Annotated in this window: 12 protein-coding genes; all 12 read left to right on the forward strand. The window is 56.3% G+C overall.

Annotated features, from left to right (window positions below):
• The coding region (locus PQG80_RS21440; protein ID WP_271753628.1) for a glycosyltransferase family 2 protein at window positions 1–726 on the forward strand (726 nt) is incomplete at its 5' end.
• Window positions 727–815: 89 nt separating this feature from the next.
• Window positions 816–2186 carry a UDP-glucose dehydrogenase family protein gene (locus tag PQG80_RS21445; RefSeq protein WP_271753631.1) on the forward strand — a complete coding sequence of 457 codons (1371 nt, stop codon included), beginning with the start codon at window positions 816–818 and terminating at the stop codon, window positions 2184–2186.
• The gene (locus PQG80_RS21450) at window positions 2167–3192 is read left to right on the forward strand and encodes an NAD-dependent epimerase/dehydratase family protein (RefSeq protein ID WP_271753633.1); all 1026 of its coding nucleotides are present in this window, start codon (window positions 2167–2169) and stop codon (window positions 3190–3192) included. Before PQG80_RS21445 ends, PQG80_RS21450 begins: the two co-directional genes overlap by 20 nt.
• Window positions 3193–3230: 38 nt before the next feature.
• Window positions 3231–3908: a hypothetical protein gene (locus tag PQG80_RS21455; protein WP_271753635.1), complete on the forward strand. Its 678-nt coding sequence runs from the start codon at window positions 3231–3233 to the stop codon at window positions 3906–3908.
• Entirely contained in the window at window positions 3905–4618 is a 714-nt protein-coding gene (locus tag PQG80_RS21460) for a hypothetical protein (RefSeq protein WP_271753636.1), read from the forward strand. The genes PQG80_RS21455 and PQG80_RS21460 overlap by 4 nt, the downstream gene beginning before the upstream one ends.
• A gap of 21 nt (window positions 4619–4639) precedes the next feature.
• A complete protein-coding gene (locus PQG80_RS21465; protein WP_271753637.1) occupies window positions 4640–5638 on the forward strand; it encodes a copper amine oxidase N-terminal domain-containing protein in 999 nt (332 codons plus the stop codon).
• A gap of 51 nt (window positions 5639–5689) precedes the next feature.
• Complete coding sequence (locus PQG80_RS21470) at window positions 5690–6220, forward strand: VanZ family protein (RefSeq protein WP_271753638.1); 531 nt, start codon at window positions 5690–5692, stop codon at window positions 6218–6220.
• 212 nt (window positions 6221–6432) lie between these two features.
• Window positions 6433–9144 (forward strand): phosphodiester glycosidase family protein, encoded by a 2712-nt coding sequence (locus tag PQG80_RS21475; RefSeq protein ID WP_271753639.1) that lies wholly within the window; start codon window positions 6433–6435, stop codon window positions 9142–9144.
• Window positions 9145–9294: 150 nt separating this feature from the next.
• A complete protein-coding gene (locus PQG80_RS21480) occupies window positions 9295–10473 on the forward strand; it encodes a sensor histidine kinase (RefSeq protein WP_271753640.1) in 1179 nt (392 codons plus the stop codon).
• Entirely contained in the window at window positions 10463–11197 is a 735-nt protein-coding gene (locus PQG80_RS21485; RefSeq protein WP_271753641.1) for a response regulator, read from the forward strand. Before PQG80_RS21480 ends, PQG80_RS21485 begins: the two co-directional genes overlap by 11 nt.
• A gap of 376 nt (window positions 11198–11573) precedes the next feature.
• Window positions 11574–12341 (forward strand): hypothetical protein, encoded by a 768-nt coding sequence (locus PQG80_RS21490; protein ID WP_271753642.1) that lies wholly within the window; start codon window positions 11574–11576, stop codon window positions 12339–12341.
• A 76-nt stretch (window positions 12342–12417) separates the two neighbouring features.
• Window positions 12418–16008 carry an S-layer homology domain-containing protein gene (locus PQG80_RS21495; protein WP_271753643.1) on the forward strand — a complete coding sequence of 1197 codons (3591 nt, stop codon included), beginning with the start codon at window positions 12418–12420 and terminating at the stop codon, window positions 16006–16008.
• Window positions 16009–16037 lie beyond the last annotated feature (29 nt).

Below are 16037 nucleotides of genomic sequence, written 5' to 3' on the forward strand. Positions count from 1 at the left end.
ACTCCTTCATATAATTCAGAAAAATACATTCAAAATACAATACAGTCGGTTATAAATCAATCCTATGAAAATTGGGAAATGATTATTGTAGACGATTGTTCAACGGATGAGACAATCAAAATCATTAAAGAGTATCAACAGATTGATAAACGGATAGTTTTAATAACAAAGTCAGTTAATGAGGGAGCGGCGGTTTCAAGGAATACTGCTATTAATGTAGCGAGGGGGAAGTATCTGGCTTTTCTTGATAGTGATGATATTTGGTACCCAAATAAGCTTGATGAACAAATCACGTTCATGAAAAATAGTAAGGTAACTTTTTCTTATTCTATGTACCGTGTAATGAATGAGAATGGGGAGGATCTCAACAGAGTAATTAAAGTTCCAAATAAGATAGATTATAATTATCTGTTAAAAAACACAATTATCGGTTGTTTAACAGTGATCCTAGATAGAGAATTAATTGGTGAAGTAAAAATGCCCAATATAAGAGCAAAGCAAGATACTGCATTATGGCTTGGAATTTTAAAAAAGGGTCAATACGCTTATGGTTATCAAAAGGAGCTAGCAAGTTATAGGCTCGTTAAAGGATCAATTTCTAGTAATAAATTTAAAGCAATAATGCATATGTGGAACTTGTATAGGAGAATTGAACGTATAGGAGTTGTTAAATCTGCTTGGTATTTAATGAATTATGGAGTTAATGCAATAAAAAAAAGATCTTAGTCATTTGGTTTTGTGGCAAGAAAATCCTTAACGAGCCAAACTGCAAAATTCAATTAAAAAAGAACTCATCAGGGAAGGTAAAAAGAAAAATGTTAAAACTTGCAGTCGCGGGAACAGGATATGTCGGTTTAGTAGCAGGAGTATGCTTTGCTGAAGTCGGCCATCAAGTGGCCTGCGTCGATATAAATTTAGAAAAAGTAGAGTTAATGAAATCCGGTTCCTCCCCAATTTATGAAGCGGGACTTGAAGACCTTATGCAGAAGAATTATGCTGCCGGAAAATTAAATTACACGACTGACTACCAAGCGGCATATAAAGATGCAGATGCAATATTCATAGGCGTAGGGACGCCAGAACAGCCTGACGGCTCAGCCAATCTCTCACATATTGCTACAGTCGCCCGGCAAATTGCCGAGTCAGTAGAAAAGGACTGCCTTGTAGTCGTCAAGTCTACAGTCCCTGTTGGAACGAATGATAAGGTCGAGCAGTTTATTCAGGACTTTCTCGTAAACGATGTTAAGGTAGAAGTGGCTTCTAATCCGGAATTTTTGGCACAAGGCTCAGCTGTTCAAAATACGCTCCACGCGGAACGAATCATTATTGGCACTGAGAGCAAATGGGCGGAAGAGATTCTCATGAAAATCTACGAACCGTTCAATATCCCCATAGTCTCCGTCAATCGACGATCGGCTGAAATGATTAAATACGCTTCTAATGACTTCCTAGCCCTCAAAATCTCCTACATGAATGACATTGCAAATCTGTGTGAACTCGTGGGTGCCGATATTCAGGATGTTGCTAAAGGCATGAGCTTCGATGAACGAATCGGCAGCAAGTTCTTGAACGCGGGGATCGGCTATGGAGGGTCTTGCTTCCCGAAGGATACCAAGGCGCTGGATTTTATAGCCCAGCAAAACGGTTACGAGCTCAAGACGGTTAAAGCGGCGATTGAAGTGAACAAAGAGCAGAAGACGATGTTATACAAAAAAGCGAGTAAAAGATTGATTACTTTTAACGGACTTAAGGTAGCCGTTTTGGGCCTGACTTTTAAGCCGGGGACAGACGATCTAAGGGAAGCAGCCTCGCTTGAGAATGTACCTTTATTGCTAGAGCAGGGGGCTCATATTTTTGCGTTTGATCCTGTAGGTTCACCTAACTTCGCCAAGGTACATCCGGAGGGCGGAAATGGCAGAGGCAGCATCACGTACGTATCCAGTGCGGAGCAAGCTTTATTAGAGGCGAATGTCTGCTTTATATTTACTGAATGGGGTGAAGTTAAAGCCGTTGCCCCTGAACAGTACAAGCAGTGGATGAGAACGCCTCTCGTGTTCGATGGCAGAAACTTGTATAGTGTCGAAGAGATGCAGGAAGCGGGAGTCGAGTATCACTCGATCGGTCGTAGGTCTGCGACTAGAGGAGTTATAAAGGAGCCGCATCATTTTGAGTTACAAAAGTCTTGAGACCAGCAAAACTTATCTAGTCACCGGAGCGGCAGGATTTATCGGGTATTTTTTATCGAGAAGGTTGTTGGAGCTTGGTTGTCGCGTGGTAGGCATCGATAATTTAAATGACTATTATGATCTGGGTTTAAAAAGAGCGCGTCTGGATCTTCTTCAGCCGTTTGAACAGTTTACATTTATTCAAAGCGATATTTCCGACAAAGATAAGCTCATGGATGTCTTTGAGTGCCATAAGCCCCACATCGTCGTGAATCTTGCTGCCCAAGCGGGAGTAAGATATTCCATCGACAATCCCGACATCTATATTCAAAGCAACATCATCGGTTTCTTCAACATACTGGAGGCTTGCAGGCACCATCCAGTAGAACATTTAGTGTATGCATCGTCCAGTTCGGTCTATGGATCCAATCGAAAGGTTCCGTTCGAAGAGACGGACTTCGTCGATCATCCGGTGTCTCTCTATGCGTCGACCAAGAAGTCGAATGAGCTAATGGCTCATACTTATAGTCACCTCTACGACATTCCAACTACGGGACTCCGCTTTTTTACCGTATACGGTCCGATGGGGCGGCCGGATATGGCTTACTTCGGGTTTGCTGATAGATACTTTAACGACGAACCTATTAAAATTTTCAATAACGGCGATTTTGAGAATGATCTTTACCGCGACTTTACATATATTGATGACATTGTAGAGGGAATTGAACGAATTTTAGGAAATCCGCCTCTGGACACCGTTCGACATAAAGTTTATAACATTGGAAACAACCGCCCGGAAAAACTGATGACATTTATAGAGACGATAGAGAATGCACTTGGCGCGGCAGTCGGTAGAACCGTTCGTTTTGAGAAAATTTTTGAACCTTTGAAGCCCGGCGATGTGCCGGCTACGTATGCGTCGACCGACAGATTGCAGCAAGCGGTGGGGTTTAAGCCGAAGACACCCATTGAAGTGGGGCTTCAAAAGTTTGCGGACTGGTATGTGACGTACTATAACAAAATGTAGTCGATGGGTTTAACGAAAGACACGAGGTGATTTTTAGCATGAAAAAGAAAAATAGATTAAAGAAATGGCTGATCGGGATCGGTTGTTTTCTCGTAATCTTACTGGCCGGTGCCTACTTCAGTATCAATTATGCAGCTGATAAGGTCATGGATAAGCTGTCGGACTCCATCCTGGAGAGTGCAAAGTCATCTCCTGGCCCCTCGGTGGTTGAAGGAGGGACATCTTCTCCATCGTCCTCCGAAGCCGCTTCTTCGTCCCCAGAGCCCGCGAAGGATGCCGAACCGGAAAGCAAAGATCAGCCCCCTTCCAGCAGCTCCAGCACTGCAGAACCGAGTGCCACAAGCCCTGCTTCTCCTGATACTGCGGGCGGCGGCAAGAATTCTTCCGAGAATGCCGGCGACGACTCCGAATTTTCTTATAGCGCTGAGGTTTCCGTCGATAAGGCGGAGACAGTCAAGGAAGGCATTACTTTTGCGGAGAAAACGAAGTTAATGACCATTATGCTTAAAAGATTAGATGCAAGCGACATCAAGACTTTGTCCGATCTGGCCGGCGGCGGTCTGAGCGTGGAGAAGAAAAAGGAAGCCAAGAAAATTATTCTTGAAAAGCTAAGCGAAAAGGAATATGACGAGTTGATCAAAATTGCCCAAAAGTACGGACTAAGTGAAGGCAAGAGCTATGAAGACTCTAAGAAGGAAAAAGGAATGCAGCAATGATGAATTTATTGCGACTTCGCGTTTCTTTGGTTTTAGGCGTAGTGGGTCTGACACTCGTCATCTTAGCTTCAGGATGCTCGAAGGGGAATGGCGAGGAGAATTTGAATCCTACTGCATCGCCATCCCCCGCTGCAACTTCGTCACTGCCGGCCAGCCCTAAGTCCAGCAGCGGCGAACCTAGCATTGTTCCCGCTCCTTCCCTTGCTCCAACCGATGGTGCGCCGGTGACAGCAGCGCCGACCGCTACTTCCGATGCAACCCCTCTGCCAAGCAAGGATGTTGAGCCGGAGCCTAGCGAAGAGCCGAAGACTCCGGTCATCTCGCCTGAACCCTCTCCTGCGGATACGCAGAAGATCGAGGCGATCGAGAACAAGTACGAGTTTAAGTTCTCCTCAATCCGCTCCTCCTGCCAAGCCAAGGTCAGCAACTTAACCGGAGAAGTGACGTCTTATATTGCAGGGGCCAAGTCGGGGGATGGCGAGGTATCGATCTCGGATCTGCAAAAGAAGTTCCTGGGCAAGGTCGCTGCGGCTGAAGGAAGCTGCGATCAGCTGTTTAACAGCACGCTGGCGCAAGCTGAGCAGGCTTATAAGGATGCCGGGGTCGTAGATACGAAGATCGCTGCGTGGAAGAGCGAGTATAATAGCGGTAAAGCACAGGCGAGGCTGGCAGCGATGTCGAAGATTCTGGCCGCTTGGCAGGCTGAGTAGCCAAAGGAGATGAGCAGTGACATGAAATGCAAGAGAACTATCATATCCGCCGCGTTGCTCGGCGCGACGTTGTTGTCGGTTCCGGTAGCGGCATCTGCCGCCACGACGACGATCGCGGTGGAATCGAAGCCGATCGCGATGGAGTTCGACGGCAAGAAGCTGGGTCTGCCGTCGGGGCAAGTGGCGTTCATGTATCAGTCTAAGGTGTACATACCGCTCCGCTTCGCATCCTATGCGCTGCAGAAGGAAGTGGGATACGACGCCAAGACTAAGACGGTATCGGTGGCCGAACCGACGTCCGCACAGAAGGTCGCATTGAAGGAGTATATGGCGAACGCAGCTGCTTCGGCGGGGAGAACGTCACAGGCTGTCACTAAGGTGAAGCTTGTGCCAACGGCCGTGAAGTTGGTATTCGATGGCGTGGAGAAAAAGCTGCCGACGGGGCAGCAGGCTTTTAACGTGAACGGCTCGATCTATGTGCCGGTCCGGTTTATCTCGGAGGCGGTCGGGACGACGGTGCTATGGGATGCGAAGACGGGGACGGTCGCGGGCGAGTCCAAGGCTTATCGCGAAGCGCAGGCGAATGGCGGTGCATCCGGCGGCACGAACGGAAGCGCGGGATCGACCGGGGGATCATCCAGCGGTGGCTCGCCGGGCAGCACAGGGAGCGGCAGCGGCGGCGGATCGACAGGCGGCGGCGTGACGGCCCCGAGCTATGAGTCCATCACTTCGAGCGCCTATAGCAAGCTGGACGCGCTGCGGACGAGCTGCAAGAGCAACCTGACGAACATCGGATTGAGCTATCTCTCGGCCACGACTGACGAGCAAAAAGCTACGCTGGTCACCCAAGCGAACGGCGCTATCAGCTCCTGCAAGGCGCAGTTCGAATCCATTCTCTCGGACACCGAGAGCCAGCTTAAGGCGAACGGGTATAGCACGGACGTGCTGAACGAGTACCGGACAACCTTCAACGCAGAGATGGATGCCGGGCAAGCGTTGGTCGACCAATATATGAAGTAAGGAACGACGAGCTATTTCCGCTCCGGGCGCAATCCCGGCTCTGGAGATAGCTTGTCTCGCAAGGAGGACTACTCTATCGCTACGCTCAAAAAGCTGCTGTACGCCTTGCCGTTGGTGCTATGGTTGCTGCTAATCTTCGACTTTTCGTCGCAGCCGTACTCAAAGCAGAGCATTATTCCGTTTATGCGAGAGCACATTGAGGAGCACCAGCTGCAGCAGGTCGTGCCGGACGTAACGATCCGCTACAACCATAGCGTCATCCATGCGAAGGAAAATCCGTACAAGTTCGTCGAGTTCTTGTTCCGCAAGGGCGCGCATCTGTTCATGTACTTCATGCTCGGCTTGCAGGCGCATCTCTTGTTGGTACCTTGGGTCCGCAGATTACTGCTACGCGTGCCGTGTGCGCTGTTGATCGTGGCCGCGTTCGCCAGTCTGGACGAGTGGAATCAGTCGTTCACCGGGGACCGGACGCCGACGCCGCTGGATGTGATGGTGGATCTGAGCGGAGCCGCGATCGGGCAGATCGCCTTGCTCCTTGTCGTCGGTGTCTATCGAGGCGTGAAGTACCGCAAAAGGATATAGAACATCCCATCGTAAAATGATCCCTCCGACTTCGCCGGCAGGGATCATTTTTATTTTCCATAGCGTCGAAATTTATATAAATCTCTTATCGCATGTAACTTTTTGTAGTTTACGGAGTCTACTAATAGAGGGGAATATCGGGAGTCGGTAGGATCATCCGTCCAACCGGCCCTCGCGCCAATCTATTACAACATGGGAGCGTATTGCATCTAATGTCTGAATCGAAGTTTAACATTCTGAGAGCCGCTAGAGTCGTATGTATACCAATGTTGGCGGGCACGCTTGTCGTCGCGTCGTTCGCCGGGACCGGCGGGTTCGCGCCGCTGGGTTCGCTGCAGCCTGGCGTGGCGTATGCCGCGACGGCCGCCGTTACTTACAAACTGGTCAAGTCGGACGAGGCGATCGTGACGTCGGGCGTGAAGCAGGTCAACTATAGGTGGGTGCCGTCTGACGCGAAGAAGAGCACGGATCTCGTGCACGTACTCCAGATCGACCTGTCGAATCCGTACGTGCAGATGAACGCGATGAGCGGTAAAGGCGGCAGCGTGACGACCGGTCAATCGGTCGGGGCGATGACGAAGGCAACCGGCGCGGTAGCGGGAGTCAACGGAGACGTGTTCAATACCGGGGCGGCGAGCGAGGGAGCGCCGCTCGGCGCCGAGCTGCGTTCGGGGCTGCTGCTGGTCGCGCCGACGAAGCTGCAGGGGATGTTCGCGTTCGCGCTGACGAAGGACAAGACGCCGATCATCGACCGGTTCGCGTTCACGGGTAGCGTGCAGGCGGCGGACGGGACGCAATTCGCGCTGTCGGGTCTCAACAATTCCTCCTACACGACTTACCCGGACAAGACGGCGAGCCATTCGAACGCGCTGTACATCTACACGAACGCATGGACGGCAGCCAGTCGTCCGGCCAACAGCGGCACGACGCCGTTGGAGGCGCTGGTGGTGGACGGCGTTGTGACGGAGATCGGCGACGGGGTGCAGATTCAGACGCCGATCCCGGCGAACGGTTACATACTCCGCGGGCACAAGGGCAAGGAATCGGGCAACTTCATCCTGAACAGCCTGCCGGTCGGCACGCAGGTGACGAGCACGTATAATCTGGTGTCGCAGACGAGCGGCAAGACGTACACCGAGAACGACTTCCAGATGATCGTGAGCGGGCACACGCTGCTGATGGACGGCGGCAAGGCTTCTGCGTTCAGCCGGGACGTGAGCGGCGTCAGCGGTTCGTCCAGCGCCGCCCGCACGGCTGTGGGCTATTCACAGGACGGCAAGACGGCTTATCTCGTGACGGTAGAAAAGTATGGCACCAGCAACGGTGCCACGCTCGCTGAGTTTCAGAAGGTCCTGACGGCGCTCGGCGTGTGGAAGGCGGTCAATCTCGACGGCGGCGGATCGACGACGATGATCACGCGTCCGCTCGGGGAGACGGCGACGACGCTGGCGCACCCGACGACGACAGGAACGACGCAGCGGGCGGTGGCCAACGGGATCGGCGTGTACACGACGGCGCCTGCGGGCGAGACCAAGGGAATCACCGCGAGCGGGTCGAAGACATTGTTCATCGGCCAGCAAGCGACATACTCGCTCAAGGCGTACGACACGTATTACAACCCGATTGACGCGGCCGGCTTGACGCCGTCCTGGAGCGTTAGCGGCGGGCTCGGCAGCTTCGCGGACGGCGTGTTGACCGCGTCCAAGGCGGGCAAGGGAGAGCTGACGGTGAAATCGGGCGCGGCGAGCGACAAGGTGAATCTCGAGGTCGTGGGCGGCGCGCAGATCAACCAGCTGAAGGTGAGCCCGAGCACGACCGTGCTCTCGCCCGGCGCGAAGATTACGGCCAAGCTGACGGCGACGCTGGCGGACGGCCGCACGCTTGAAGTGCCGGCGGACGCGGCGAAGTGGGAGTTCAAGGGCTTCACGGCTGCGGCGAGCGGGGGCGTCATCACGATCGGCGCGGTCGGCGAGCAGACGGAGACCGGCTACGCGATCGCCAGGTACGACGGGTTCTCGACGGCGTTCGCGCTGAGCGCGGGCGCGGAGAAGAGCTTCGAGACGTTCGAGAACGCAACGTACCCGGTGACATTCGACAAGCTCCCGGCAGAGACCTCCGGCACGGCCGCGATCGTGACGGGGCTGCCGGGCCGCGAGACGTCCAAGGCGCTGCAGCTGACCTATGACTTCTCGGTCGGCACCGGTAGCCGGTTCGCCTATGCCTTGCCGAACGGCAGCACTGGCCTGCCTATAACCGGCAGCCCAAGCGCGATTACATTGGACGCCTACGGCGACGGATCCTTTAACTGGCTGCGCGCCGAGATCAAGGGCGCGGACGGCAAGCTCGCATACTTGGATCTCGCCAAGATGGTCGACTGGACCGGTTGGAAGACGATCCGCGTGGATCTGACGGGCAAGGACATCGTTTATCCGGCGACGCTCACCAAGCTATACGTCGTCAATCTGGAGGAAGGCCAGGACGAGCGCGCGCTTACGGGCGCGGTGGCGTTCGACAACCTGTCGCTCCAGTATCCGGCTGCCGTCGGCGGCGATGCGCAGGCTAACATCGTGCTGCAGCTGGGTCAGAAGTCGGCGGCGGTCGACGGCAAGAGCGTGGCCCTCGACATCGCGCCGCTGCTGCTGAACAATACGACGTACCTGCCGCTGCGCTTCGTATCGGACGCGCTCGGCGCGGAGATCGGCTGGGATCAGGCGGCGCAGAAGGCAACCGTCATCGGCGGCGGCAAGCTCGTCGAGCTGTGGGTCGGCAAGCCGGATCTGCTCAACACGGGCGTCCGCGCGACCGCGGCGGCAACGCCGATTCTTCGCAATGGCAGAGTGCTCGTGCCGGTGCGCGTCGTTTCCACGGAGCTTGGCCGCAAGGTCGGTTGGGACCAGAAGACCAAGACGATTACAATTCGCTAATCTTGCGCTGCTAGACCTAGTCGCCCCGTCCACGTCGCGCGCAAATATGATATGATGGGTGCAATACCTTGTCTCCATTTAACCTGCCGATCGTGGCGGGGAGCGCGCGGCGAGACGGTCCGGGGTAGGGCGCGGAGGGGAGTTGCTCGATTGGACTATCGGGTAGAACAGATTGACCGGGTCATTCAGAACGCGATGCGCGTCATGGAAGACAGCAAGATGCAAGTTTTCGAGATTTGCGAGGCGGCGAGACGCGAGCTCGTGTCGCTCGGCAAGGAACTGGAGAACGTCCTGAAGGAAACCTCCTCCACGATCGACAAGGTCGATGCCCTCGAACGGGATTACAAGCTATCGCGCATCCGGCTCACCGAGGTGAGCAGGGATTTCGTACGGTTCACGGAGAGAGACATTAAATCCGCATACGAGAAGGCTACGCAGCTGCAGCTGGACCTCACGATTTATCGGGAGAAAGAGAACTATCTGAAGGCGCGGCGGGACGATCTGCAGAACCGCGTCCGCAACGTGGAGCTCTCCATCGAGCGGGCGGAGATGATCGGCTCCCAGATGAACGTCGTGCTGGATTACTTCTCCGGCGATCTGAATCAGGTGACGCGGATCCTCGAGTCGGCCAAGAACCGCCAGCTCATCGGCCTCAAGATCATCCTGGCCCAGGAAGAAGAGCGCAGGCGCATGGCCCGGGAGATCCATGACGGACCCGCGCAGTCGCTCGCCAACCTGGTTCTCCGGACCGAAATTGCCGAGAGAATGCTGGACACGAAGGATTTGGAGCTTGTCCGCAGCGAATTGGTTGATTTGAAAACGCAGATACGGTCGGGACTGGGGGAGATTCGCAAAATCATATTCAACCTCCGCCCCATGGCGCTTGACGATCTGGGTCTCGTGCCCACGCTCCGCAAATTCGTGCAGGACTTCGAGGAACGCACCTCGATTCGCTCGGTCTTCGAGACGAGCGGACGGGAGAAGCGGATCTCGCCCGCGCTGGAAGCCGCGATGTTCAGGCTTGTCCAGGAGTCGTTCAACAACGCCTTCAAGCACGCCGAGGCGTCGTATATGTCGCTGGATATCGCCTATCTGGAAGAGACGATCCGGATGGTCGTCAAGGACAACGGCAAGGGCTTCCACACGGATCTGGCCGAGGCGCACGCGAAGAAGACCGCCAAGTTCGGACTCATGGGCATGAAGGAGCGCGTGGATCTGCTGATGGGAGAGATCACGATCGATTCGGCCATCGGGCAGGGAACCACGATCACGATTATAGTACCGATTAAAGCTGAGATGCGGAAGGAGTTGGACATTAATGGAGAGTAAGAATTCGAACATCGCCTCGGGCCGCAAGATTCAAGTCCTCCTTGCCGACGACCACCAACTGTTCCGCGAGGGACTGAAGCGGATATTGAATATGGAGCCCGACCTGGAGGTCATCGGCGAGTGCGGGGACGGCATCCAGGTGCTGGAGTTCTGCAACCGGCAAAAGCCTGACGTCGTGCTGCTCGACATCAACATGCCGACAGAGAACGGCGTGATCGCGACCGAGAAGCTGCGCGACATCTTCCCGGAGATCAAGGTCATTATCCTGTCCATCCATGACGACGAGAGCTATGTTTTCGAGACGCTGCGCAAGGGAGCGACGGGCTATCTGCTCAAGGACATGGAGGCGGAAGCACTGGTGGACGCGATCCGCACGGTAGCGAACGGGCATGCGTACATTCATCCGAAGGTCACCGGTAAGCTCATCAACCAGCTGCGCCGCATGACTTATCTCGACGAGATCGGAGCCGCCTCCGGCGCCGCCGCGAGCCGCGAGACGATCACGAAGTTCGTGCCGCGGGGCAACAACCCGCTCACGCGCCGCGAAGCCGAGGTGCTGCGCCTCATGGCGGAAGGCAAGAGCAACAAGAACATCGGCGAGAGTCTGTTCATCAGCGAGAAGACGGTCAAGAACCATGTGAGCAGCATCCTGCAGAAGATGGAAGTCGATGATCGCACGCAGGCCGTCATCAACTCGATCAAGTTCGGCTGGGTGACGCTGTAGCGCCGCCTCGCAACGACGCAACAGCTAGAAATGGCATACATATGGCTCGAAGCCCGGGCGCCGTCCTCTAATCTTGAGATTAGAAGGCGGCGTCTTTGCGTTGGGGCGAAGTCCAAGTAAAAGCAGGCGGCGGGATTCATTGTGATTAATCGATAAAAAAGCGGGGCTGCAGGTCATATCCATTTTAAATACTAGTTGACAGGTCGGGATTATGGATATAATATGAATTCATTGTAAAGCTATGGCGATGCGGAATCGAAAAAGAACCTGAATCGACTGGACAGCCGGAGATTCAACGGGAGCGCTCAAGAGCGTTTCTGTTGGATCTTTTTTTGTTTCCGACAAGCTCATACATCATGGGGAGGATGATTTTAAAATGAAGAAACTCGCGCTTTCCAAGCTGGGAATCTCCGTAGTCGCAGCTGCCGTCGTATTCGGCGGACTGACCTACGCGGCCGTGTCGGCCAATCAAAAGACGGAGGCTGCGGCGTCCGCGCCCGAGCAGCAGGCTGCCGCGCCTCAAGCGACTGCGGCGCCCGAGCAGCAAGCCGCTGCGCCTGTATCCGAAGCCGCTGCGCCGGCCGCTAGCGAGCAAGCTGCGCCCGAAGCTGCTGCGGCGTCGGCTAAGGAAGCGGCTCCGGCTCCGGAAGCGTCCGGCCAAGTCGTAGAAGTCGCTGCCTCATCCAATGCCGGCGTCGTCGTCAAGGCGGCCGATCTGCCGAAAAACGAGCCGGCAGCCGCGGCAACGGCTAACGAGCCTAAGGCCGACAAAGCGGCCCCGGCCGAATCGAACGAAAAGACGGCTGCGGCCATCGTGAAGACCGCGTCCGTGCAAACCGAGAAGTCCGCGCAGCCGACAGCAGCGCCTAAGGCTACGCCGGCGCCGACCGCCAAGCCGACCGTCGCGGCAGCGCAGCAGACCAAGGCGCCGGAACCGACAGCCGCTCCGCAAACGTCCGCAGCAGTAGAAAAGCCTGCGGATGCCGCGCCTGCGAAGGCTACGACGTTCGTCAAAAAGGTAGATGCGCCTAAAGCGTCTGCAACGACCGCTGCCGCATCCTCCAGCTCCTCGTCGTCCTCCTCCTCGAGCGCGTCTTCCTCCTCCGAGGAGATCTGCCCGCCGGAAGAAGAGATTTGCCCGTAATAACGCTATCGCGCACGATTCGATCTCGATGAGTACCAGTAGATAAAGAAATGAGGCGTTCGGATTGATATTGAAAGTGAAAGCACAACGAATCCTGGCTCTGCTGCTCGCCGTCTTCGTGGCGATCCCGGCACTGGCGGCCCACGCGGCCGAGCAAGCGCCGGAGGGCGTAGTCACGTCGAACGGCGGCGGCGTCAGCCATTACGATTACTTCAGCGACGTCTACCCGTCTCTGAAGAACGAATCGCATGTGTTCCAGACGACGACTTATGAGGATATCGCGCAGATCTTCAAGACGCCGGGCACCTATGCCGTCGTATTCGGCGGCGCGGCCAACCCGTCGACCCAGGCGCAGATCGCGTATATCAACCAGGTGGCCAAGGAGAAGGGGATCGCGAAGGTCTACAACTTCGACACGCGCCTCGACGGCAAGGACGACCTGGACATTGCGAACAGCGCCAACGCTTTTGCCTACAAGTACACCGATCTCATTAATAAATACCTGACGAACGCGCCGGATGCGGCGAACGTGCAAAATCAAACTTATGTCTTCGTTTACAACAAGGACAACGGCAGCGGCCCGGTCGTCGCCGGCTTCAAGAGCGCCGCGGTCGCGGCGGACTTCCAGTCGAACGGGAATGCGGACGCGGCCAAGATCGATGCCTATAAGGGACAAATTCGCGGCGTGTTCAATGCAGCGAACGCCTATAGCACGATCAGCGCGTACGATCTGATCGCGCCGGGCTTTATCCACAACGGTCCGTTTTACGCGCCGAATGCGGCTCCGATCTTCGACGAATCCGACAAGGATCTTGTGCTGGAGCACGTAACTTACGACGAGCTGCTGGGCATTCTGCGCAGCGAGGGCGACTATGTGCTGCTGTTCGGCGGCTCCTGGTGCCCGAACACCCAAGCGGCGGTTAAGTACGTCAACGAGTATGCGAAAAAGTACGGCGTGGACAAAGTCTACTTCTTTGACCCGCGTATCGACGCAGGCTTGGACGTCACGAAGCCGGACGCCAACTATCACGATAACGACAAGCTGATGATTCGCGACAGCAAAAACGCGTACGCGTATCTGTATGTCGATCTGGCCAAGCAATACTTGACCAATCTGCGTGCGGAATACGAGACAAGAGCGACCTCCAACATCTTCTACACGGACGGCAGCGGCGCCAAGGTTGAGGCGATCCGCCTGCAAGTACCTTATTTCTTTACCTATAATAAGGACAATAAGGACGCCGATGGCAATGCGGCGCCGATCCTCGGACATATCGAACTGATGTATGGCTGGGCCGATACGTCCAAGAAGGACGCGGACGCCACGAAGTCCTATCAGAACTATGTCGAAGCGCTGAACAGCGTGCTGTCCCGCACGGAATCGCTGCCGAGCGGCCTGGTCGGCGTAGAGCCTTCCCAGTTCGGCGGCACGGACGGACGCATCGACGGCGTCGGCCAGAAGGCGCTGGAGTACAAGAAGGCATCCGATACGGAATATACGGCCGTTACCGGCACGTCCATCTGGCGCCTCGCGCCGGGCGAGTACGATGTCCGCTACAGATCGATCGTCGGCGCGCAAAAGAAAAACTCGACGACGAAGAGCTACGACAAGATCGTCTACAAGCCGGGCCAATCGGTTCGCATCGCGGTGCCGCAGAACACGACGCCGCTGCAGCTGGCCGCGCCGCAAGGCCTCAAAGGCATCGCGACGACGGTAGCTAACGACGTATACGGCGGTCAGATCGCCGGTACGACAGCCGGTCAAGAGTACAAGAAGGTCGGCGCAGATGCTTATCTGAACGCGACTACGCCGTCGATCACGGGACTCGTCTACGGCGACTATCTCGTGCGCAACAAAGCGAAGGACGGCGTTAACGCCAGTCCCGACACGCTCGTGACCGTGCCGAAGTTCGGCCAGCAATCCGCGCCGGCGGGTCTCGAAGGCATCGCGCCTAGCGGGCCGGATCTTAACGACGGCCAGATCGCGGGCATTACGGAAGGCCTCGAGTACAAGGATGCTTCCGTGGCCAATGCCGTCTACAGCAAGATTGAAGGCAACGGCTCGAACGGCAGCCTGACGGGTCTCGCGCCAGGCACCTACACTTTGCGATATGCGGCGACCGACAAGCTGACGGCCGGACCGTCCGTCGACGTCGTCGTCCCGTCCAAGCAGGCGCAAGCCGCGCCGACCGGACTGCAAGGGGTAGCGCCGACGAACTCGGCGAATAACGACGGCCAGATTACGGGCGTAACCGCGGATCTGGAGTACAAGGCGCACGGCGCGACCGCCTATACGCCGGTAACCGGATCCACGATCACGGGCCTCGCGGGTGGCAAGTACCACGTGCGCGTCGCGGCCAAGCCTGGCTTCTATGCCAGCGCGGACGTGGAAGTCACCGTGCCTGAGTATGCAGCGCCATATGTACCTCCATTCACCGCTACGCCGACGCCGACGCCTACGACGCCGCCGGAAGGCGCGGGCGTGGATGACGGCAAGACCGTCGTTTCGGTGAAGCTCGCTCCTAAGTTCGACGCGTCGACCGGCCTGACCTCCGCTTCCGTCACGGCGAGCGAGATCTCCGGACTGGTGGACAGCGCGAAGAAGGCGGAAGCCGAAGGCAAGGCAGCCGTCATCGAGCTAAACATCGAAGCGAGCGCGGACACCAAGTCGGGGCTGCTGACGCTGCCGCGCGAGGTGCTGAAGGCGCTCGCCGGCACGACCCAGGCCGAGATTAAGATCAATTATGCGGGCTTCGGTACGATCACGTTCGACGCGAAGGCGTTCGCGAGCATCGGCGCAACCGAAGGCACGGGCGACATCGGCGTCCAGATCACCAAGTCCGAGCTGACCGAGGAAGGCAAGCAGGTACTCGGCGATCGTCCGGTCTACGATCTGGCGGTAACCGCGGGCGAGGCGAACGTATCCGCCTTCGGCGGCGGCAAGGTCAATGTTAGCCTGCCCTACACGCTCAAGAGCGGAGAATCCGCGAACGCGATCATCGTCTACTATGTGAACGAGACGACGGGCGAGCTCGAGACGGTACGCGGGAAGTTCGACGCGGCCTCGGGCGAAGTGAAGTTCACGACCACGCACTTCTCGCAATATATCGTCGCTTACAATCCGGTGAGCTTCGCGGACGTCGCGGCTTCGTCCTGGTACGGCGACGCCGTCGGATTCCTGGCGGCGCGCGGCATCACGACCGGTACGGACGCCGAGCATTACAGCCCGAGCGCCACCGTGTCGAGAGGCCAGTTCGTGACGCTGCTGCTCAAGGCTTACGGCATCGCGCCTGAAGCCGACGCGGCCGACAACTTCGCGGATGCCGGCGATACTTATTACACCGGCTACCTGGCGGCAGCCAAGCGGCTTGGCATCGCGACGGGCGCAGGCGGCAGCTTCAAGCCGGATAGCCAGATCTCCAGGCAAGAGCTGTTCACGCTGCTCTACCGTACGCTAAACGTGCTCGGCGAGCTCCCGGCAGCCAAGACGGGCGCTAACGTGTCCGGATTCTCGGATGCGGGCCAGATCGCAGGCTATGCGCAGGACGCGTTCAAGGCGCTCGTCGAGAGCGGCGTCGTGTCGGGCAACGGCGGCAAGCTCGATCCTGCGGGCGTATCGACCCGCGCGCAGGTGGCCCAAGTCCTGTTCAATCTGCTCTCCAAGTAATCGGAACGCCTGAATAGCACGGAGCGGGA

The organism is Cohnella rhizoplanae (assembly GCF_948329515.1).
Taxonomy (GTDB): Bacteria; Bacillota; Bacilli; order Paenibacillales; family Paenibacillaceae; genus Cohnella; species Cohnella rhizoplanae.